Annotated in this window: 19 protein-coding genes; 2 read left to right on the top strand and 17 right to left on the bottom strand. The window is 58.9% G+C overall.

The window, feature by feature from the left end; genetic code table 11:
* Nucleotides 1-49: 49 nt before the first annotated feature.
* Together mdoH and ACK13D_RS10625 are read right to left on the bottom strand one after the other, a co-directional pair.
* A complete protein-coding gene (gene mdoH / locus ACK13D_RS10630; protein ID WP_010669828.1) occupies nt 50-2,602 on the bottom strand; it encodes a glucans biosynthesis glucosyltransferase MdoH in 2,553 nt (850 codons plus the stop codon).
* A complete protein-coding gene (locus ACK13D_RS10625) occupies nt 2,595-4,130 on the bottom strand; it encodes a glucan biosynthesis protein G (RefSeq protein ID WP_170933489.1) in 1,536 nt (511 codons plus the stop codon). Before ACK13D_RS10625 ends, mdoH begins: the two co-directional genes overlap by 8 nt.
* 268 nt (nt 4,131-4,398) lie before the next feature.
* On the opposite strand from ACK13D_RS10625, the gene mdoC reads away from it, so the two are divergent.
* Nucleotides 4,399-5,532 (top strand): glucans biosynthesis protein MdoC, encoded by a 1,134-nt coding sequence (mdoC, locus tag ACK13D_RS10620; protein ID WP_010246421.1) that lies wholly within the window; start codon nt 4,399-4,401, stop codon nt 5,530-5,532.
* Nucleotides 5,533-5,828: 296 nt separating this feature from the next.
* Here mdoC and ACK13D_RS10615 read toward each other — a convergent pair whose 3' ends face one another.
* Entirely contained in the window at nt 5,829-7,289 is a 1,461-nt protein-coding gene (locus tag ACK13D_RS10615; protein WP_010246423.1) for a phospholipase D family protein, read from the bottom strand.
* A 155-nt stretch (nt 7,290-7,444) separates the two neighbouring features.
* Between ACK13D_RS10615 and ACK13D_RS10610 the strand changes: the two genes are divergently transcribed.
* Nucleotides 7,445-8,608 carry a beta-glucosidase gene (locus tag ACK13D_RS10610; protein WP_187491696.1) on the top strand — a complete coding sequence of 388 codons (1,164 nt, stop codon included), beginning with the start codon at nt 7,445-7,447 and terminating at the stop codon, nt 8,606-8,608.
* Here the strand turns inward: ACK13D_RS10610 and ACK13D_RS10605 are convergent.
* The 14 genes from ACK13D_RS10605 to ACK13D_RS10540 form a co-directional block, all read right to left on the bottom strand.
* Nucleotides 8,596-8,769 (bottom strand): hypothetical protein, encoded by a 174-nt coding sequence (locus ACK13D_RS10605; RefSeq protein ID WP_010246427.1) that lies wholly within the window; start codon nt 8,767-8,769, stop codon nt 8,596-8,598. The two genes, ACK13D_RS10610 and ACK13D_RS10605, sit on opposite strands and share 13 nt — an antisense overlap.
* 39 nt (nt 8,770-8,808) lie before the next feature.
* Nucleotides 8,809-8,952, bottom strand: coding sequence for a hypothetical protein (locus ACK13D_RS10600; protein WP_010246429.1), 144 nt, complete (start codon nt 8,950-8,952; stop codon nt 8,809-8,811).
* A gap of 132 nt (nt 8,953-9,084) precedes the next feature.
* Nucleotides 9,085-10,320 carry a beta-ketoacyl-ACP synthase gene (locus tag ACK13D_RS10595; RefSeq protein WP_171820328.1) on the bottom strand — a complete coding sequence of 412 codons (1,236 nt, stop codon included), beginning with the start codon at nt 10,318-10,320 and terminating at the stop codon, nt 9,085-9,087.
* Nucleotides 10,317-11,048 (bottom strand): 3-ketoacyl-ACP reductase FabG2, encoded by a 732-nt coding sequence (locus ACK13D_RS10590; protein ID WP_061901586.1) that lies wholly within the window; start codon nt 11,046-11,048, stop codon nt 10,317-10,319. Before ACK13D_RS10590 ends, ACK13D_RS10595 begins: the two co-directional genes overlap by 4 nt.
* Nucleotides 11,045-11,521 carry an ApeP family dehydratase gene (locus ACK13D_RS10585; RefSeq protein WP_132498783.1) on the bottom strand — a complete coding sequence of 159 codons (477 nt, stop codon included), beginning with the start codon at nt 11,519-11,521 and terminating at the stop codon, nt 11,045-11,047. Before ACK13D_RS10585 ends, ACK13D_RS10590 begins: the two co-directional genes overlap by 4 nt.
* A complete protein-coding gene (locus tag ACK13D_RS10580; protein WP_163798254.1) occupies nt 11,511-12,671 on the bottom strand; it encodes a beta-ketoacyl-[acyl-carrier-protein] synthase family protein in 1,161 nt (386 codons plus the stop codon). The genes ACK13D_RS10585 and ACK13D_RS10580 overlap by 11 nt, the downstream gene beginning before the upstream one ends.
* The gene (locus ACK13D_RS10575) at nt 12,668-13,240 is read right to left on the bottom strand and encodes a DUF3261 domain-containing protein (protein WP_033771418.1); all 573 of its coding nucleotides are present in this window, start codon (nt 13,238-13,240) and stop codon (nt 12,668-12,670) included. The genes ACK13D_RS10580 and ACK13D_RS10575 overlap by 4 nt, the downstream gene beginning before the upstream one ends.
* Nucleotides 13,237-15,543, bottom strand: coding sequence for an MMPL family transporter (locus ACK13D_RS10570; protein WP_418796307.1), 2,307 nt, complete (start codon nt 15,541-15,543; stop codon nt 13,237-13,239). The genes ACK13D_RS10575 and ACK13D_RS10570 overlap by 4 nt, the downstream gene beginning before the upstream one ends.
* Nucleotides 15,530-16,138, bottom strand: a complete 609-nt coding sequence (locus ACK13D_RS10565; protein WP_418796306.1) for an outer membrane lipoprotein carrier protein LolA — start codon at nt 16,136-16,138, stop codon at nt 15,530-15,532. Before ACK13D_RS10565 ends, ACK13D_RS10570 begins: the two co-directional genes overlap by 14 nt.
* Entirely contained in the window at nt 16,132-16,545 is a 414-nt protein-coding gene (locus ACK13D_RS10560; protein WP_064704819.1) for an acyl-CoA thioesterase, read from the bottom strand. Before ACK13D_RS10560 ends, ACK13D_RS10565 begins: the two co-directional genes overlap by 7 nt.
* Nucleotides 16,538-18,247, bottom strand: coding sequence for a glycosyltransferase family 2 protein (locus ACK13D_RS10555; protein ID WP_033786573.1), 1,710 nt, complete (start codon nt 18,245-18,247; stop codon nt 16,538-16,540). The genes ACK13D_RS10560 and ACK13D_RS10555 overlap by 8 nt, the downstream gene beginning before the upstream one ends.
* Nucleotides 18,241-18,588, bottom strand: a complete 348-nt coding sequence (locus ACK13D_RS10550; protein ID WP_033786574.1) for a 3-hydroxyacyl-ACP dehydratase FabZ family protein — start codon at nt 18,586-18,588, stop codon at nt 18,241-18,243. Before ACK13D_RS10550 ends, ACK13D_RS10555 begins: the two co-directional genes overlap by 7 nt.
* A complete protein-coding gene (locus tag ACK13D_RS10545) occupies nt 18,575-19,894 on the bottom strand; it encodes an AMP-binding protein (protein WP_418796315.1) in 1,320 nt (439 codons plus the stop codon). Before ACK13D_RS10545 ends, ACK13D_RS10550 begins: the two co-directional genes overlap by 14 nt.
* Nucleotides 19,891-20,454 (bottom strand): COG4648 family protein, encoded by a 564-nt coding sequence (locus tag ACK13D_RS10540; RefSeq protein WP_033757233.1) that lies wholly within the window; start codon nt 20,452-20,454, stop codon nt 19,891-19,893. The genes ACK13D_RS10545 and ACK13D_RS10540 overlap by 4 nt, the downstream gene beginning before the upstream one ends.
* Nucleotides 20,455-20,457: the final 3 nt, after the last annotated feature.

Genomic DNA, 20,457 nt, shown 5'->3' with positions numbered 1-20,457 from the left:
CGCTGTTTTAATCCGATAAAAAAAGCGGCATCGCTGCCGCTTTTTCAGATTACGCGTTGTTTGCCAGCGCGTTGGGGTTGAGCGTGAGTTTTTGATAACTCTCAACCCACTGATGATACTTGTCCGCATCTTCCCACAGTCGGGTATGAACACGGGCCAGCACCACCGGATCGCTGATCAACTGCAGACGCTGTTCGCGGCCCAGTTTATCCGGCGCATCGCTCAGCGCCTGATCAACCCGACGGTCACGCGCATAGTCCAGTAACTGACTCTGCTTGTGGCGTGATGTGGCCAGTGCCGTTGCCAGCGCGTTGAAGGCAGGATGGAATAAGGCATGCATAAAGCCATTTTCCAGCGCGCGCTCACGGTTCAGCACCACATAGCGATCGGTATCCACCAGCTCCTGCGGCGGCGAGTACTCTTCCGGGATCAGGAACAGCTTCGCTTTCTTGCTCTTAATGCCCAGCGTTGCGCGGCTCGACATGACCGAGACAAACGGCGACAGAATCAGTGAGAAGACGATCGGTGCCAGCCACCACAGGAAGTTAAGATCCAGCAGTCCCATACCAATCGCCCACACCAGACCCAATGCCATCTGCGAACCGTGACGTTTAAACGCCTCGCTCCACGGTGTCGCATCGTCATCACGCTGCGGTGAGTTCCACACCACTTCCCAGCCGAGGAAGGCGCTGACCACAAACACCGTATGGAACAGCATACGCACCGGTGCCAGCAGCACCGAGAACAGCGTTTCCAGCACCAGTGAAGCCAGCAGCCGCAGAGGTCCGCCGTAGGCCTTCGACCCTTTAAACCAGATCAACACGACACTCAGCATTTTCGGCAGGAACAGCAGCACCATGGTGGTCGAGAACAGCGCTATCGCCAGCTCCGGACGCCACTGCGGCCAGACCGGGAAGAGCTGCCGCGGTTGCAGGAAGTAGGTCGGTTCCATCAGCGTATGCACTACCTGCAGGGCAGTGGAGAGCGCCAGGAACATAAACCACAGCGGAGCCGAGAGGTAGGACATCACACCCGTCAGGAACACCGCACGGTGTACCGGGTGCATCCCTTTCACCAGGAACAGGCGGAAGTTCATCAGGTTGCCGTGACACCAGCGGCGGTCACGTTTCAGCTCATCCAGCAGGTTCGGTGGCAGTTCTTCATAGGATCCCGGCAGGTCATAGGCAATCCAGACGCCCCAACCGGCACGACGCATCAGCGCAGCTTCTACGAAGTCATGCGACATGATTGAACCCGCAAAGGAGCCCTCTCCCGGTAACGGTGCCAGGGCACAGTGCTCAATAAAGGGTTTCACGCGGATAATGGCGTTGTGACCCCAGTAGTGAGACTCGCCCAGCTGCCAGAAGTGCAGACCGGCGGTAAATAACGGACCGTAGACGCGGGTCGCAAACTGCTGACAGCGCGCATAAAGCGTATCCATACCCGATGCTTTCGGCGACGACTGGATGATCCCGGCATTCGGGTTGGCATCCATCATGCGTACCAGACCGGTGAGACACTCTCCGCTCATGACGCTATCGGCATCCAGCACCACCATGTAGCTGTAGTTGCTGCCCCAGCGACGGCAGAAGTCATCGATGTTTCCGCTTTTACGCTTCACGCGACGACGACGACGGCGATAGAAAATCTTGCCTGCCCCGCCAACATCCCGCACCAGTTCCATCCAGGCTTTCTGTTCGGCAATCGCGATATCCGCATCGTAACTGTCGCTGAGGATGTAGACGTCGAAGTGTTCAGCGTTACCGGTACGAACCACCGACTCCCAGGTCGCACGCAGACCGGCGTAAACACGCTCAACGTCTTCATTACAGATCGGCATAATCAGCGCGGTACGATGTTCCGGGTTAAGCGGTTCATCTCCGACCGTTGAGTAAGAGATACTATATTTATCACGTCCAATCAGCAGCTGCAGGAAGCCCATCAACGCCGTCCAGAAACCGGCAGAGACCCAGCAGAAAAGTATGGCGAACAGGAACAGGATGCCGGTCTGCAACAAATAAGGCAGGATCTGCATCACTGACTGCTGCCAGTTCTGATTGATCATCTCCATCGGATCCAGAAGCGTCCAGCCCTGATACGGCAGAATACTCTTCATGTACCAGGTGGCGACCACGGTCTGGAAAATGGTCAGGATCAGCAGAATGTAGCGGCGAATTGAACCGACATGACGCCACTTCTCCTCGGCACGCCGCTCTTCGGCATTGCTATAACGCGGCACCGATTTGTGTCCACGCAGTGAGTCCCAGGCACGGGCGACCGGGTTGGTACGCCAGGCTTCCGGGAACATCAGTGAGCGTTTGACCTTCGGCATCGCCTTTAGCGTGGTGCGGTCGAGGTAATCTTTACCCAACTGCTGACCTTCGGCCAGCGAATCGGGCCAGGCCATTTCAACCCGCGATGAGACCGATTTTAACGGCGCATCGTCGGGACGGTCACTGGCTGCGACATCCCTGCCCAGCACATCATGGATGAAGTGGAACTCGCTGGCATTCTGCAATGAGACGCTCAGGCGGGCCTTCCCTGCCGCATCCAGCGGCAGAGATTCCACATAACGTTGAGGTGTAAAAGTCGATTTATTCATTGGCAGGTAACTGATAGCTCCAGGTTTCCGTCAATGTCTTGTCGCCGCTAACCAAGGCCGCACGCATTTCGGTGGACTGCTTGGCATCTTTCACACGCAGACGCAACACCAGACGCCAGCCTTTGGTGACCGGGTTATAACGTACGCTCTGCTCAACCACATCAGCATTTTTACCCACGCTGACCTGCGGTGCCACCTGACTGTTTTCCGCCATCTTGCTCATGTCTTTACCCACGAAGTCGATGGTGAAAGCCACGGTGCCATCCGGCTGACGCACCAGATTAGACTGCTTCACGTCACCCGCTGAACGCAGGGTATTTTTGACCCAGGCGGTATCATCGGAGTGCAGCTGGTTTTCGTCGCGCGAGAAGTGCAGACGATATTTGAAGTTCATCTCTTTGCCAGGCTCTGGCAGCGTCTCCGGCGTCCAGAACGCAACGATGTTGTCGTTGGTTTCATCTGCCGTCGGGATTTCAACCAGTTCAACCCGGCCTTTACCCCAGTCGCCTATTGGCTCAACCCAGCCGCTTGGACGAAGATCATAGCGGTCATCAAGATCCTGATAGTTGTTAAAGTCACGCCCACGCTGCAGCAGACCAAACCCTTTCGGATTCTCGATGGTGAAGGTGCTCACTGCCAGATGACGCGGGTTGTTCAGCGGACGCCAAATCCACTCCCCGTTGCCATTGTGGATAGAGAGACCGTCAGAGTCGTGCAGTGCCGGACGGAAGTTGTTCACCGTCGATGGCTGGTTCTGACCAAACAGGAACATACTGGTCAGCGGTGCAACACCCAGTTTGCCGACGTTATCACGCAGGTAAACTTTTGACTGCACATCAACCGTTGAAGCGTCACCCGGATGCAGCACAAAGCGATACGCACCAGCCGCACGCGGCGAATCGAGCAGTGCGTAGATCACCAGCTGTTTGTCCTGTGGTTTAGGACGCTGAATCCAGAACTCTTTAAAGCGCGGGAACTCTTCACCGGACGGCAGCGCCGTATCGATGGCAAGTCCACGCGCCGACAGGCCATAAACCTGACCGGCACCGATGACACGGAAATAGCTCGCGCCCAGGAAGCTGGCGATCTCATCGTTTTTACCCTTGTTGTTGAGTGGGTAAAGTACTTTGAAACCGGCAAAACCGAGGTTTTTTACCGCATCTGCGTCATGTTTTACATTACCGAAATTAAAATAATCGGGGTTGTATTTAATCTCGCGCACCGCGCTGGCGGTCACTTCGTTGATCTGCACCGGGGTATCGAAATACATTCCCTGATGATAAAACTCCAGCTTGAACGGCGTGCGCAGTTTGCCCCAATACGCTTTATCGTGGTTAAACTGGATCTGCTGATAATCAGCAAATTTCATTTCACGAAATTGAGAGGGTAAATTGCTTTTAGGCGCTTCGAAGCTTTTCCCTGCCAACGCTTTGGCTTGTTTGGCAACATCGTCGATGTTAAACGCCCAACTGTTATTGGCGTACAACGCCAGCAGAACTGCAGTACCAATCCAGCGTACCTTCATCAGTCCGGCTTTATTTTTTTCTTTAGTCAGCACATCCCCCCCTTTCGTGTGCTTAAATCAAACCCGTTTATCTTAAAGGATTATTCGGTTTTCCGACAGCTTATGCGCAACATTGTTCCCGCATTTCGTCAGGCTTAACCCTGCTTTTAGGACAATTAGACACTACGGATTCCACTGATAGTATACCTGGTTTATCCCAGGTAGAATTTTCACAGAGCATAATCCGGTTTCAGGGTGAAACCGGTTAAACGTACTAACGAACTGGAACTTTATGAGTACTGTAAAACCTGAACGTGAATACTTCCTCGACTCCATCCGCGCCTATCTGATGTTACTGGGGGTGCCGTTTCACGTTTCCCTCATCTACTCCGCGCAGAAATGGGCAGTAAATAGTCATGAAGCGTCGTTATGGCTGACGCTGCTTAATGATTTTATTCATGCGTTTCGTATGCAGGTGTTTTTCGTCATTTCGGGCTATTTCTCCTACATGCTGTATCTGCGCTATCAGCCACGTCGCTTCCTGAAGGTGCGTCTGGAACGGGTAGGTATCCCAATGCTGACCGCCATTCCGCTGCTGACGCTGCCGCAATTTTTTATGCTGAAAGAGTGGACGGATAAGCTGGCTGACTGGCCCCGCTTCACGCCCTATCAGAAGTTTAATAACCTGATGTGGGAGCTGATTTCACACCTGTGGTTCCTGGTGGTGCTGGTGATGCTGACCACGCTGGGGATGGTGACCTTCCGCTGGTTGCGCGATCAGCATCGCACCATTGATTATTCGCGGGTTGGCTGGGGATCGCTGACGGCGGGCGTACTGGCGTGGGCACTGCTCTGGTGCGTGTTCCGGCGTCTGGTGTTTATTTTCCAGCCTGCGTGGCTGATGGATGGTTTGTTTAGCATCATAGTGATGCAGACGCTCTTCTATCTGCCGTTCTTTATGCTGGGAGCGCTGGCGTGGAAACATCCCCCGCTGAAGCAGCTGTTTGTCCGCTTCAATCTGGTGATGTGGGTCGGTGCGCTGCTGATGTTTGCGGCCTATTGCGCCAACCAGCGACTGAGCAGCGGTGAGGGCTGGTTGTATGAGCTGGATGCGATTATCTCGACGCTGATGGGCATTTGCATGCTGAACGTCTGCTTCTGCTTTGGTCATAAGCTGCTGAATTCACATTCGCCGCGCATTATGTATCTGGTCAATGCGTCACTGTTTATCTATCTGGTGCACCATCCGCTGACGCTGCTGTATGGCATTTACGTGACGCCACGGATTGAAAACAACACGCTGGGCTTCTTCGTTGGCCTGCTGATGGTGTTTGGCATCGCGTTTCTGCTGTATGAGATTCACCTGCGCATTCCGCTGCTGCGGTTCCTGTTCTCGGGGAAATTTGAGCGTAAACAAGCACAATGACAGGCGATCAGTGACCTCGGGCCATAAGTGAGGTCAGGCTATAAATGATGTGTCTCACAGACAGCTTAAGAGTTTAAAGCGATGGGCGCATACGCCAGTAGCAAAGCATAGCGGGCCAGGGACAAAAACGCCGGGAGCGTTTTTGAACAACGCAACGCGTTGGCCCGGCAACGGGCGCACCTCAGGGATGAGGTGCGTAATCGCCCGCGCTGAGCCCGCCAGGGATGGCGGGTTTTGCGTCTTTACGGAGGGCGCATGCTTCCTGAGCCAGCGCCTGTACCCAGGCAAGGTCCAGCTTACAGCAGCCACTCAATCGGCAGTCGCCACACCAGGCGTACCTGCAGGCGCTGCCACCAGGAGCAGCCTGGCTCGTGTTTATGCACAATCTGCTCCGGCTCACCCGGATACTCCAGCCAGTTTACCCTGCCCCACTTATCCAGCCGCAGCGTCCATGCCCGATCGCGCATTGACTGGCTGAAACGCTGATGCGTCTCTCCGGCGAGCGCCGCACTCTCAATCACCAGTCCCATTTCCGTATTCAGCACCGCTGAACGGGGATCGAAGTTAAACGAGCCGATAAACAGCGTCTGTTGATCCACTGAGAAGGTTTTGGCATGCAGGCTGGAGCCGGAGTTACCGGTTAATCCCCGGTCGTGCGGGGCATCAGGCACGCCCGCCTGCGGTTTCAGCTCATAGAGCGCAATACCATGACGCAGCAATTTTTTGCGCCACTTAGCGTAGCCGGCATGGACAATCGACACATCGTTAGCCGCCAGCGAATTGGTCAGAATGGCAATTTTTACCCCTTTGCGCTTCAGCGACAGCAGCTGAGCGACCCCTGCGCGGGTCGGCACGAAATAGGCCGAGATGATGTCGAACTGCTTTTGCGGCGTGCCTATCACCTCCAGCATTCGCTGCGGCAGCAGGCTTCTGGCACGCGCTTTGCCCAGCCCTTTACGCGGATCATCGCTCAGCAGTCGCGCTTTTGCCCAGGTCAGAGCCAGCGTGCCCTCTTCCAGCTCCTGCAGCAGCGAAGAATTTTCCAGCCGCTGAAGATAGCGCTGCACCGGTTCACTGTGACGCCACTCTGCTGGCAGACTCACACTGTCCTCTTCCGGCTCCTCTTCATCCAGCACCTGCTGCAGCGGAGAGACCGGCTTGCTGCGCCAGTAGCGCTCAAAATCCTCTGCGACTTCTTTAACCACCGGGCCTATTGCCATGACGTCGAGATCGGCAAACAGCGGTTCATTGCCAGTGCCGAAATATTCGTCGCCGATATTGCGCCCACCGACCACGGTCGTGACGCCATCCACCGTAAAGCTTTTGTTGTGCATGCGGCGGTTCAGACGGGCAAAGTCGGTGAGATAACCCAGCGCGCGCAGGGTGCGAAACGAGAATGGATTAAACAGTCGCACCTCAATGTTGGGATGGCGGTTGAGCTGGGCCAGCGTGTCGTCCAGGCCCGGCGTATTGTTGTCATCCAGCAGCAGCCGCACTTTCACCCCGCGTCGGGCAGCTTCCAGCACGGCGCTGAACAGCAACCGGCCAGAGAGATCGTTTTGCCAGATGTAATACTGGATATCGAGTGAACGCTCCGCTTTTTGCATCAGCAGATAGCGGGCAGCAAAAGCATCCAGCCCGTCGCTCAGCTGATGGACGCCGCTCAGACCCGGATGGCGCAGACACTCTGGCTCCAGCTGTGTTTCCAGCCAGCTGGACCGTTCCAATGGCTGGGAGAGCTCAAACGCTTCGGTCATGACATTTCCCTGTAAAATGCAGTTATTTTTATTATTCCCCGGTCCGACCTCTGATGCTATTCCTCTGTTCTGAGTTATTGAGGGGTCACGGGCGTTTTTTAGTCTAGACTTAACCGGACGATCTGTGACCGGTATTATCCCGGCAGGAGAGGAATATGTCTCATCAATCCCTTACAGATGCCCGCCAGCGCTATCATCCCAGCCTGTTTCGCAGCTTTTTCCAGGGCAGTTTCCCCTGTTCCACAGCCTGCCGTACGCCCGGTAAACGGCTGGATATGGTGATCAGCAGCGGACACGATATGCTGCTGGAAAAAGATTATGCCGCCCTGGCTGAGCAGCATCTGCTCACCGCCCGCGACGGTGCGCGCTGGCATCTGATCGAAAAGATCCCTGGCCAGTATGACTGGCAGAGCTTTCTGCCGATGGTCGACGCCGCGCGACGTCAGCAGATGGAGATCATCTGGGAGCTGGCTCATTTCGGTTATCCCGATCATCTTAATATCTGGAAAGCCGAATTTGTTGACCATTTTAGTCGTTTCGCCCGTGCGATGGCACAACTGATGCGCGATCAGGGCATCGAACGCCCCTTCTTTACACCGGTTAATCAAATCTCATTCTGGTCATGGGCCGGGGCGGATGTGGCCTGGTTTAATCCTCATGCTGCGCAGCGCGGTAAAGAGCTGAAGCGCCAGCTGGTTCGCGCCTCGCTGGCGGCGATACATGCCATTCGCGAGGTCTATCCGGAGGCGCGCTTTGTGCTGACTGACCCGCTGGTGCAGATCGCTCATCATCCCGATAATCCGGACAGCAAACCCTATGCCGATGCGCAGCATCAGGCGCAGTTCGAAGCCTGGGACATGCTGGCTGGTCGCGTCGATAAGGAGCTAGGCGGCAGTGAAGATTGCCTGGATATCCTCGGCCTGAACTACTATCCCGATAACCACTGGTTTTTCCCCGACCAGCCGATGTCGCTGGAGGATCCGGAGCGTGTGCCGCTGCATATTCTGCTGGCGCAGTGCTGGCAGCGCTACCAGCGTCCGATGCTGATTGCTGAAACTGGCGCTGAGGGTGAATCGCGCGCCCCCTGGCTGCAGGAGATCAGTGAAAATGTGGCGGTGGCGCTGGATCAGGGCATTGCGGTGGAGGGGATTTCGCTCTATCCGGTAGTGGAGTATCCGGCCTGGGCCGATGACCGGCGTTCCCCTGGCCCGCTGCTGGGATTAGCCGATCCCAATGGCAACCGTAATCTACATGAGCCGCTGGCGCTGGTATTGCGCAGTCAGCAGATTAAGTTTGCGACACGAAATCAGACGTGCTGAGAAGGTGGCTTTTTAGGGTAACAGGAGCGAACGTCGAGAGAGGGATCGGCAGGATGACGTACGTCGGTCAGCCAGACCATGGTAAACAGGAAGGTCACCCCGATCAGGCAGGCCGCCAGCAAACCGATAATTGCGATTAATTTGTCATCTCCGGAGTCCATCGCCTTCTCCTTATTCAATCCGTTGAATCCCTGTGCGTGTCAGCTCATCCAGAGCGTAATCATCAGGACAAAGATTATAAGCGTTACCGAGGTCACCGCAAGCACCACTATCGCAAAGTGCGCATCGTCAAGTGACTGGCGAATTGGCTCATCGTGATCGTCGGGCGGCAAGGGTAAAGACATAACTATCCTGTGAAAAACATGGGCCGCCGGGAGTGATGCGGTGAGTGACAGTGTAGATGAAAGGCTGATTATCGTCCGGTTCTTTCGTCCGAAAAATAAACTGGCCCGTGCCAGCGCGGCACGGGCCTGAGATCAGACGCCGCGCCAGCGTTTGAAGATCAGTGAAGTATTAATGCCACCAAAGGCAAAGTTGTTGCTCTGGATATAGTCGGTTTCAATCTCACGCGGCTCACCCATGATGTAATCCAGCTGGCCGCCATCTGCTGCCGGTTGCGTCAGGTTCAGGGTTGGCGCAAACCACCCTTCCCGCATCATCTCAATGCTCATCCAGGCTTCCAGCGCCCCACAGGCACCCAGCGTATGGCCAAAATAGGACTTCAGCGAGGAGATCGGCGTCGTTTCGCCAAACACCGCCGCCGTCGCCAGACTTTCGGCCATATCACCCCGTTCAGTGGCGGTGCCGTGCGCATTTACATAACCAACGTCTGCGGCCGTGATACCGGCGCTTTGCAACGCCCGCTCGATGCAGATCTGCATGGTTTCCCGCTGCGGCTGAGTAATATGGGCGGCATCGCAGTTGGTATGAAAACCGGTGATCTCTGCGTAGATCGTTGCACCGCGTGCCAGGGCATGTTCCAGCGACTCAAGGATCAGCGTGCCCGCCCCTTCGCCAATTACCAGACCATCGCGCTGCTGATCAAAAGGTGCAGGCGTGGTGTGCGGCGCGTCATTACGCTGGCTGGTGGCAAACAGGGTGTCAAACACCGCGGCTTCCGACGGACAGAGCTCTTCTGCGCCGCCAGCCACCATCACCGTCTGATACCCGTGACGAATCGCTTCCCAGGCATAGCCAATCGCCTGGCTGCCAGAGGTACAGGCGCTGGAGGTCGGGATCACCCGGCCGCGCAGGCCGAAAAAGAGTCCGGCATTGACGGCCGTGGTATGCGGCATCATCTGCACATAGGTGGTGCCGGTGATATTGTTGGTGTGCTTTTCGGTCAGCATGGTGGCGAACTCGCTGACCGGCCCGGTGCTGCCGGTGGAAGAACCGTAGGCGATACCCGTTTCTCCGCTGGTCAGCACCGGATGGTCAATCAGGCCCGCCTGGGTCAGCGCCAGCTCGGTCGCGCGCGTTGCCAGCAGCGAAACGCGGCCCATGGCGCGGATACGCTTGCGGGTGTAGTGCGCAGGCAGCACAAAGTCATCCACCGGTGCGCCGAGCAGCGTATGCAGCCCGTCGTAGATCTGCCACTCCGGCATAAAGCGCACCGCATTGCGGCCCGCACGGATCCGTGCCGAAACCTCAGCCCAGGACTCCCCAAAGGCGGTTACGCCGCCCATGCCGGTTACGACTACCCGCTGGATCACAGCATGCCTCCGTTTATAGAAATGACCTGACGCGTCACGTAGCCTGCGATATCGGACATCAGATAGCTCGCCAGTCCGGCGACCTCTTCAGCCGCGCCCATGCGCTTCATCGGCACGATCTTCATCGCTTCCTCAATCATCTGAGGTTCCAGCCCCTCCATTCCGGTATCAATCAGGCCTGGCGCAATGCAGTTAACGGTGATTTTGCGTTTCGCCAGCTCAATCGCCAGCGCCTTAGTGGCACCAATAATGCCCGCTTTCGCCGCGCTGTAGTTCACCTGACCACGATTGCCCATTATCCCCGACACCGACGAGAGGGTGATAATGCGGCCGCCGCGCCGCAGACCGATCATCGGCATCACGCAGGGCTGGATCACATTGTAAAAACTGTCGAGATTGGTGTGGATGACGCTGTCCCACTCCTGATCCGTCAGGGCAGGAAACGCCGCATCGCGGGTGATACCGGCGTTGCTCACCACACCATAATAGGCGCCATATTGCTCAATATCCGCCTCCAGCGCAGCGCGGGTTGCCGCCCGATCGGCCACATCAAATCCCAGCACACGGCCGCTGCCGCCTGCGGTTTCGATCTGCTGCAGGCACTGCTCAGCGCCTGCGCGGTCACGGTTGAAATGGACGATAACCTGATAGCCATCCTGGGCGAGACGCAACGCAATCGCGCGGCCAATCCCTTTACTGGCGCCCGTCACTAATACCGAATCTGTCATGGCTGATTTCCTTGTGACATCAATTGCTGTAATTCTGCTTCATTGGGTTGATACGTATTCAGACGACCGCTGGCAAGCCGCTGGGTGCCGTAATGAATGTCGCCCTCAAAGCTGCCCATGCGGTCATCGCGCATCAGCAGCGTCATTCTGATATCCAGCGTAACACTGGCGGGAAAGAGGGATCGCTCTGCCCGCCAGCCGCGTCCGCCCAGCAGCATGCCGGGCGAGATAAGGGTGGCGCCGCCCTGCTTTGCATGCCAGCCCGACCAGACGCCCACGGTTTGCGCCATCATCTCGACGCCAAACCAGGCGGGCAGTTCACCCTGAGGCGTCAGAAACGGTGTCAGTACGCCACCGGCGCAGGTCGACACCTGACAGTGAACCTGCTCATCATCCACGGCGATCAGCTGATCAAGCAGCAGCATCGGCGCAGCGTGCGGCAGCCAGCGTGCCGCGGGAGAATTAATAACCATGTTGGCGTCCCAGAATCAGACAGGTGTTGTTGCCGCCAAAGGCGAAGGAGTTAGAGGCGATGACCGGCCGTTGCAGCGCCTGCGGCTGTAATAACAATCCGCAATCCGGCAGCGTCTCATCCGGCGCCATCTCACTGAAATCCTGCGCGGGCAGCGGCAGATTGTTTTGCAGGATCAGCGCACTGAGAGCGGCTTCACACACTCCCGCCGCGCCGAGCGTATGGCCGGTCAGATGTTTGGTCGAGCTGCACGGCACTGCATTGCCAAACAGGCGCTGAATCACGGCGGCTTCCATCTGGTCGTTAAGCGGCGTTGCAGTGCCGTGCAGATTGATATAACCCACCTGCTCTGGCAACAGATTCGCCTGTTGCAGCGCCATACGCATCGCCCGTTCAGCGCCCTCACCCTGCGGATGGGGAGCGGACATGTGCCAGGCGTCAGACGATTCGCCAGCTCCCAGTAGCGCCAGCGGCTGCGGTTCCCGCGTCAGCAGCATCAGTGCGGCCCCTTCGCCAATCGAGATGCCGTCGCGATCGCGGCTGAAAGGGGCGCAGCGACGTTCAGAGAGCGACTCCAGGCTGTCGAATCCGTTGATCGGCATCCGGCTCAGCGAGTCCGCACCGCCCACCAGCGCCACATCCACCAGCCCCGCCGCGATCAGCCGCTCACCACTGATAATGGCGCGGGCGCTGGAGGAGCAGGCGGTTGAAATGGTATAGGCCGGGCCATCCAGGCGCAGATAGTGAGCCAGGAAACGGGAGGGATCGCCCAGCTCCTGCATCTGATAGTGATAACCGGACTGACTGCCGCCAATCTGCTGATCGCCCTCATCCACGCCCGAGGTGCTGGTTCCCAACACAATTGCCACTCTGCTGGCACCATAGTGCGCAATCGCCGCATCGAGCGCCGGACGGATTTGCGCCAGCGCGGCCAGCAGCAGCTGGTTATTACGGGTGTTGTGCGCGCTCAGGGCAGCAGGAATCAATGGCAAATCGCCTTCAACCCTGCCAAGCCAGCAGGCGCGGTCGCCGCTCAGCCAGCCATGACGCAACTGCATGCCGGGTGCCTCACCCCTGGTAAGGCTGGCCGCAATCTGCTGAGTGTTGTTCCCCAGGGCATTCAGCATGCCGATGGCAGAGATGTAAATCATGAGCCGTCCAGATGTTGAATGCGGATCTGATAGCCAAACGCATGCTGCTGAATGCTGATGGGCTGGCGCTGATTACCGCGTTGCAGATAATCGATTTCGGTAACCAGCTTATTATCGGCATCGATCAGCCGTCGCTTTAACCCCTGATCCTGCAACGTCCAGCCTGGCGGCAGCTGTTTTTGCCACAGATCCCGTGGCCAGTAGCTGAGCATAATATCCGCCAGCACCTGACTGGCAGGCGGCATCTGCGGCAGCGGCATCAGCTGCTGGGTGTGAATACCGCTGGCATCGTAGCGCAGGCTGAACAGGCGAATACCCACCGAGGAGAGTCCGGCCAGATCAATTTGCTGTTCATCGGCGCTGAGCAGTACCAGCAGTGACTGACTCTGGCCTTTCACCTGTCCGGTCAGCAACTGCTGCTGCTGGAAGGCGGGACGGATGCCCGGCGGTGGCAGCGTCACCTTCACTCCCGGTTTCAGCCAGGCGGTGGGACGGCTGCTGTCGGGTGCAGGTCCGGCACAGGCGCTGAGCAGCAGAGCCGTCAGCAGAATAAGAGCGGCGCGGATCATCGTTTACTCCTTGATCGGGTGGGTCGCATCGCCAGCGGCGACAGCAGGAAAGCGCTGAAGATGCCGCTGCATAACACTGTGCCAAAACTGGCAATCGCGCTGGTGCTGCTGAATACCAGCATACCCAGCGTCAGTAAGGTGGTAATCATCGCCAGCGACACTGCCAGCAACGAGGTCAGCGGCGTACCCTGCGGGTTGCTGAAAAAGAGCGTGTAATTAATGCCGATGCCCAGCACCAGAATCAGTGCCAGCAGGGCAAACAGATTCAGCGACGCGCCGATCCAGCCCAGCGTTGCCAGCGCCATCGCCAGCGACAGCACTGACGGCAGCGCGCTGCGTAAGCCCGCCTTTAACCCCAGTCGCAGGACGAAACTCAGGGTGATCAGCAGCAGCGCCAGCGCCAGTAACCCGCTCAGCAGGGTGCGCCAGAAGCTGAACAGCGAATCGTAACCTGATTTGCGGTCAATCCAGCTGACGCCCGGATGCTGTTTGGTCAGCTCCGCGAGTGCAGCGCTGTTTTTTACGCCGCTGGTGGGGATCAAAACACCGCTGCGCCCGTCTGGCAGCGTCAGCCACAGCAGTCGCCAGCCTTCACTCAGCGGACTCGACAGCCACGCCTCTGGTGTTACCGGCATCGGGGTCAGATCCGGTGCCGGCAGCGTGATACCCGCCTGCTGCAGGCGGGCCGTAATATCCGGTGCTGCCTGTTTCAACAGCTGAAGATCCCGCTGTTGCTGCGCCAGCGACGTCAGCGGCAGCAGACGATAGTGCTGCAGCCAGCCCTGCTGCTGCGCCTGGTGCAGATCCGGTGCCAGTTTTTCCAGCCGCTGCAGCGTCTGCTGTGCATCATCGCCCCAGACCACAAACCAGGTCTGATCGGCGCGCTGTCCGGTCAGGGTTGCCAGCTGGCGATCCTGCTCCAGCAGATGCGCAGGCGCACTTTGCAGATGGGCGATATCATCATCCACCTTTAACTGGGCGATACCGGCCAGCGCGAAGATCGCCATCGCCACCGGTAATCCGACGCGCAGCCCGCGCTGGCGACGCCAGGCGGCAAGCCAGCGCGCCAGCGGCACCATCAGCGGCACCGGACGCACCGGTAATCCGCGTACCAGCCACGGATAGATGAGAATCACCGTCAGACAGGAGGCCGTTAATCCGCTGGCGGCAAACACCGCCAGCTGCCGCAGCCCCGGGAACGGTGCCAGCAGCATCAGCAGCCAGGCGATGGCGGTGGTCCCGAGCGCCAGCAGCAGCGTGCCGCGGACTTTTCGCAGGCTCTGCCACGGCGTCTGCTGATCGCCGTGAACCATGCGCTCGGTGAGATAATAGAGCGTGTAATCCGCAGAGATGCCGACAATACTCAGGCTCATCACCAGCGTCATCAGATGCAGTTCACCGAAGCAAAGCAGCGTCATCACCGTGCCCGCCATCGCGCCGATGGCCACAGACGTGACCGTCAGCAACAGCGGGCGCAGTGAGCGAAAGACCAGCAGCACCAGCAGGACGACGCCACCCAGCGTCACACTGCCCAGCGTTTTAACGTCATGCTGCGCACGCTGGCTGGCGTTGTCGCTGAACAGCACCGTGCCACGCGTCAGCAGTTTCGCCTGCGGCCAGCGGCTTTTAAGCTGTTGCTCCAGCGCGCTAAGTCGGGTAACCAGCGCATGACTTTGCTGCATACTGAAGGCGTTGTTCCCCAGTTCGCCATGCAGAAAATACCACTGCTGACCCTGTGCATCTTTTACTGTCAGCCAGCCATCATGCAGCGTCATGCGCCCGGCGTTTTGTGCCAGCGCCAGCTGCGAACCCCGCACCAGCATCAGGGGATCGCCCTGCAACTCTTTGCTGCTGACGCCAGAGAAGGCCGAAAAGAGCTGCGCCAGCAGCCAGTCAGCCTGCGCCTCGCCGCCGTTCTGCAAGCGGTCGCGCGTCACCTCATCGATCAGGCCGTTACGGTGTTGCCAGGCAAAGCGGCCCCACTGCTGCTGCTGTTGCCCGTCGAGATCACCCTGCACCTGTTTCAGGTCAGGCAGCGCGCGCAGCTGGGCCAGCCACCAGGCGGCGACCTGGGGATCGTCCTGCTCACCGGGTGAAACCAGCCACACCAGCTGGCGATCCAGCCGCTGCATAAAGCCCTGCTGCAGCGCAGGCGGTGCCGCCCCCAGATTCTGCTGCGGCAGCAGCGCCAGCACGCTGCTGTTGAGCTGACTACGCGGCAGCAAAAAAGAGAGCGCAGCCGCCAGCAGCAGACAGAGGGCCAGCCACAGGAGGGCCAGCAGCCGATCGTTACGGCCCGGCAAAACGCGCCTGCTCCTCGTCGCTTAACTGCGGCGGTTCAATTCGGGTGTTGCTGAGCTCTATTTGCGTTTTATCGCCCTGCTTATCATCCAGGTTGATGCTGTCCAGGTAGGCGCTGCCCGCCAGCGAGATACGGTTGAAGATTTTGTTGAGCGGCGCCGCTTTGGGCGTCAGCTCCAGCGTCCAGGCTCCGTTGCCGCGATCGCTGAAGGCCACGCTGAAGTTCTCGTTCAGCACTTTCTGGTCGGCCTGGAACAGCGCCCGCAATAGATGGTTGAACTGGAACATCTGCGGGTTGCTGTCGGAGGTGATTACCTGAGGCTTCTGGCCGCTGAGGCTCTGCACCATGCGTTTATCATCCAGCAGCAGCGTCATCACAAAGGGTGTCTGCTGATGCCACCATAAGCCCTGCTCGCGAGCGATCAGCATCTGCCCGTGCGAGACCAGCGGCTGACGCATGCCGGAAATGGTACGCGTCTGGATAAAGTCTGCCCGAATCACCGGCTGGCTGGCAAAACGCTGCTGCAGCTGATCCAGCGTGACCGCGCTGGCGGCACTGGCCCACAGCAGCAGGCTGGTAAGCACAATTTTCAGCATCCTTTCACTCCTAAACGTTCCAGTAAAATATCGGGTGAAACAAAGCACAACGCCTGACTCTCCTGCTCCACCGCCACCTGCAGAGTATGCGCTTTGGTGGTGATCTGGCCGGCAGCATTTCGCACTTCATAGTCGATGCGCAGACGGTTCTCATATTCCGTAATCCGGGCGCTGACGCGAATCGTCTCTTCGCAGCGCAGTGGCTGGCGGTATTTGACCCGGGTATCGACCACCGGCCAGACGTAGCCGCTGGCGGCCATCTCGACATAGCTGTAGTTAATGCTGCGCAGCAGGGCTTCACGCGCCACTTCGAAAAAGCGGAAATAGTTGCCGTGCCAGACCACGCCCATAGGATCGCAGTCGTGGAATGAGACGGTCAGCACGACTTCAGCATGATGTTCAGTCATGGTCAGACTCCTTGTGGTGCGCCTGTTGATCAGGCAGCGTCCAGAAATCGAAAAAGTTAAACCAGTCGAGCGGCGCCAGCAGTGCGTAATGGGCCAGCCGCGCTGCGTAACGATCGACCGCCTGTTGCAGTGCCTGCTGACGTTGCGCACGCGGCAGCAGCAGCGGATCGGCGAAAGGCTCACAGTGAATACGCAGTTTACCCTGTTGCTGCAGGGCGAACATCAGCAGCACCGGACAGCGCAACGCGGCCGCCAGTACAAACGGCCCCTGTGGAAAGGGCGCGGCGCGGCCCAGAAAGTCGCTCCAGATCACCCGCCGCTCGCCGCCGCGCTGCGGATTGACCGCGGTGCGATCCCCGACAATCGCCACCCATTCGCCCGCATCCAACTTCTGTTGCAGCAGGATAGCGGTCTCCGGCCCGATATCGCTCACCGGCATCAGATTCACCCCCGCCTGCGGGGCGATGGTTTCCAGCACCGCCCGAAAACGCCGGGCGTTGTCGGTAAACACCAGCGCATTAATCACCAGCCCGCTGACCTGCTGCGCCATCGCGCGACAGGCTTCAATATCGCCAAGATGGGAAGCGAGAATCAGCTTGCCCTGCGGCGTGGGTGTGCGGATCACCGCTTCTGCGCCTGGCGCAAAATCGATGTCACGTCCCCAGCGCAGATCGCCGCGCCAGCTGGCCACTTTATCCAGCATTGCCCCGGCGAACCGCAGGAAATGGCGGTAGCTGTTAAGCCGTGGCGGTAACGCAATCTGCTGCTGCTGCGCGGCGGTAGTGACCTGCGCCAGCCACTGCCGGGAAGCGCGTCGCGCGCGCTGACCGCTCAGCCAGTAGACCGCCACTACCGGCCAGAGTAGCAGCGTAAAGGGCAGCCGCCCGCCGTAGCGATAGACCGCCAGCATAAAACGTAATCCCCACTGTCCGCGCCGCTCCGTTTCCGCAGACCAGTGCGTCGGCGGTTTACGCATCGCCAGCAGACGAGGAATGCGCGGCAGCATGCCGAAAAACAGCCGGGTATGCATCCAGGAGATGCGCAGGTTGTCGTAGAGCGCATCGAAGTGTGACAGCCCGCTGGCCGGATAGGTGACGCGGGTCGGGATAAAGCGACTGCGGGTTCCCTGCCAGTAGAGCCGCACCATGATCTCGGTATCAAAATCCATGCGCTGACCGATGGCCCGGCGATCGCACAGCGCCAGCGTCGCGGCCAGGGGATAGACGCGGAAGCCGCACATGCTGTCACGGATCGACAGCGACAGCGTTTCAATCCAGACCCAGAAGTGGGTGATATAGCGACCGTAAAGGCGTGATTTGGGGATCGAGTCGTCATAGAGCGGCTGACCGGAGATCAGCGCGTCGGGATAACGCTCCGCTTCCGCCAGCATCAGCGGCAAATCTTCTGCCTGATGCTGGCCGTCCGCGTCGAGCTGCACCGCATGGGTGAAGCCGCGTGCCGCCGCAGCCCGCAGTCCGTGGATCACCGCCGCGCCTTTACCCTGATTGCTGTCGAGTCGCAGCAGGCTGAGCTGCGGGGCGTGCAGCGTCGCCAGCTGAAGCTGAGTGGCCGCATCGCTACCATCATCCACCACGATTACCGGCAGATTAAAGGGTGCCAGCCGTGCCAGCACTGACGCCATCATCGCGCCGTGGTTGTAGCAGGGGATCACCACGCAGGGTGAAAACGGGGCGCTTAACACAGCGCGATCTTCCCGCTGCTGGCGATCTGCTCGCCGTCGTTCTTCAGCAGGCTGTAACGGAAACTCAGGCGGGATTTTTCAGCGTCCCAGTCCAGATGCAGTTGCAATAGCGAGTCGGGTAATACCGGCTGCTGAAATTTAATGTTATCAACGGCGGCAAACTGTTTACCGGGCGCAAGCAGTGATACGCCGTAGTGCATTACCCAGTCGAGCTGAGCCACACCGGGCAGAATGGGCAGATGCGGAAAGTGGCCCTGAAACCAGAAGAGTCCGGCATCAATCTGCAGGGTCAGCGTGACGCTGTCAGCCCGCAGCTCCCGGCTGCGTTCAATCGGCAACATGAAAAAGTTCCTCTATTTGCGGCCAGGCGCGTTTGCTTTGGGTGGTCACCGGAATAGTGGCCACAATCCGCCAGTAGCGCGGCATCGCCAGCGGTTCCAGCCAGCGCTGCAGCTGGCGTTTCCACTGCTGCCTGCGCTGATGCAGAGCCGCCTCATCCAGTGCGTTGTTCAGCGCCAGCACGACGCCAATCGCCTGACGCTCATGACGCGTGACCACCAGCGCCACAGCATCCTCAATTTCCGGCAGGTCGGTCAGACGGCGCTCTATCTCGCTTAATGAGATGCGCTTGTCACCGATTTTTACGATGCGATCGTGGCGGCCTGCCAGCTGAAATCCGCCGTCCGGCTGCATAGTCAGTCGATCGTCGAGCTGCAGCCCGCTGTCAACGGCAATCAGCGGCGACCAGACCTGCCAGCGATCGGGCGTCACCTGCTCCAGCCTGATCTGCGGGAAGCGGCGCCACGGCGCCTCCGCCCGATCGCATTGACGCCAGGCCAGAATGCCGGTTTCGGTGCTGCCGTAGATTTCACTGACCTGACAGCCAAATCGCTGCCAGACCTGCTCCGCATCAGATTCGCGCAGTGCGCCACCGGCAGAGACAATCAGTTCACAGGCAGGCGCTTTCAGCGTGCTGTCCAGCCGCGATAAAAAGGCCGGGCTGCTGATAAAGGCATAGCGAACGTCGCGCGGAAGCTGGGCCAGTTGTTCACCGTAAAATAGCGGCTGGGCGGCAAACGGCAGCCTGAGCATCATCGGCAGGAAAAGTCGAAACGATAAACCGTAGAGATGCTGATGGCTGACCGAGGCGATGACCCGGCACCCCCGCAACTGTTCGGCCCACAGGCTGCTGAGCCAGCGACTCTCCTGCTCCATCACCGCCAGCGACTTCACTACCTGACGCGGTGCGCCGGTGGATCCCGAGGTGAAGAGCACCAGTTCTGCACTCTCCGGCAGCGGCGGCAGCGGCCCCTGCGCTTCTGCGTCGTCCCACGCCAGCAGCGGCAGGCTGACCGCCAGCGGCATGTCGCACAGCACGCCATCCAGCCGATCCTGCCTCTCATCCAGCAGCGCGGCGCGGCAGTGACCCGGCATCACCGGCGTTTTACCGGCATACCAGCATGCCAGCAGCGCCACACAAAAACGGTAACTGTCATCAAAACAGAGCGCCCAGTGGCTGCCCGGTTGTGCTGCCAAGCGCTGGCGGAGCGCCACGACCTGACGATGCATCGCGCTGAGCATCAAACGTTGATCGCCGCGCCAGGCGACCTCGCGATCGTCTCCCGTCAGCCAGTCGGCCACTCTCATGCTTTTCGCCTCACGCGCTGACGTACCAGCCATTCAGCACTCATCAGCGCTGCGATTAGCAGATAACTTATGCCGCCATTCCACAGCGTCCAGAGCCGCAGATCGCCCAGCAAACAGGTATAGATCGCCATGCTGCCGTTGCCGATAAAAAACAGGCACCAGATTTGGGTGACGCGGCGGGTATAGCGCACTGCCGCAGGGGGAAGCACGGGCTCACGCAGCCGGGCGATGCGTTCCACCAGCGGCATCGCACTCCAGAGTGAGGCGCCAAACACCAGCAGCATCGCCAGATTGACCGCCACCGGATACCACAGCAGCAGATGCTGAGTGCGTAATAGCTGGCTGCTGACACAGAGCAGTGCACCGAGCAGCGCCAGCCAGCCCATGACCGCGCCCATGGCGTTTTGCTGACGACGCAGCTGCAGCCAGCGCAGGCCAAACAGCAGTGCCAGCAGCCAGAAAAGCCCCTGCCAGCGCGGCTGGGTCAGCGCCAGCCAGACCAGTAGTGGCCAGGCCAGTAGCGTAAGCAGATTCAGCAGGCGAAGCGTAGCAGCAGGCACGGC

The sequence above is a fragment of the Pantoea sp. K16 genome (genome assembly GCF_048452805.1).
GTDB classification, from domain to species: domain Bacteria; phylum Pseudomonadota; class Gammaproteobacteria; order Enterobacterales; family Enterobacteriaceae; genus Pantoea; species Pantoea agglomerans.
The sequence above is the reverse complement of the archived record's forward strand: the minus strand, read 5'-3'. Positions and strand labels throughout refer to the sequence as shown.

What these genes read in the sequence shown, in the direction of transcription:
- ACK13D_RS10565 (WP_418796306.1), bottom strand. Translation starts at nt 16,138, where the DNA reads ATGCTGAAAATTGTGCTTACCAGCCTGCTGCTGTGGGCCAGTGCCGCC.
- ACK13D_RS10610 (WP_187491696.1), top strand. Translation starts at nt 7,445, where the DNA reads ATGTCTCATCAATCCCTTACAGATGCCCGCCAGCGCTATCATCCCAGC.
- mdoH (WP_010669828.1), bottom strand. Translation starts at nt 2,602, where the DNA reads ATGAATAAATCGACTTTTACACCTCAACGTTATGTGGAATCTCTGCCG.
- ACK13D_RS10545 (WP_418796315.1), bottom strand. Translation starts at nt 19,894, where the DNA reads ATGAGAGTGGCCGACTGGCTGACGGGAGACGATCGCGAGGTCGCCTGG.
- ACK13D_RS10605 (WP_010246427.1), bottom strand. Translation starts at nt 8,769, where the DNA reads ATGGACTCCGGAGATGACAAATTAATCGCAATTATCGGTTTGCTGGCG.
- ACK13D_RS10590 (WP_061901586.1), bottom strand. Translation starts at nt 11,048, where the DNA reads ATGACAGATTCGGTATTAGTGACGGGCGCCAGTAAAGGGATTGGCCGC.
- ACK13D_RS10580 (WP_163798254.1), bottom strand. Translation starts at nt 12,671, where the DNA reads ATGATTTACATCTCTGCCATCGGCATGCTGAATGCCCTGGGGAACAAC.
- mdoC (WP_010246421.1), top strand. Translation starts at nt 4,399, where the DNA reads ATGAGTACTGTAAAACCTGAACGTGAATACTTCCTCGACTCCATCCGC.
- ACK13D_RS10600 (WP_010246429.1), bottom strand. Translation starts at nt 8,952, where the DNA reads ATGTCTTTACCCTTGCCGCCCGACGATCACGATGAGCCAATTCGCCAG.
- ACK13D_RS10585 (WP_132498783.1), bottom strand. Translation starts at nt 11,521, where the DNA reads ATGGTTATTAATTCTCCCGCGGCACGCTGGCTGCCGCACGCTGCGCCG.
- ACK13D_RS10550 (WP_033786574.1), bottom strand. Translation starts at nt 18,588, where the DNA reads ATGTTGCCGATTGAACGCAGCCGGGAGCTGCGGGCTGACAGCGTCACG.
- ACK13D_RS10575 (WP_033771418.1), bottom strand. Translation starts at nt 13,240, where the DNA reads ATGATCCGCGCCGCTCTTATTCTGCTGACGGCTCTGCTGCTCAGCGCC.
- ACK13D_RS10615 (WP_010246423.1), bottom strand. Translation starts at nt 7,289, where the DNA reads ATGACCGAAGCGTTTGAGCTCTCCCAGCCATTGGAACGGTCCAGCTGG.
- ACK13D_RS10560 (WP_064704819.1), bottom strand. Translation starts at nt 16,545, where the DNA reads ATGACTGAACATCATGCTGAAGTCGTGCTGACCGTCTCATTCCACGAC.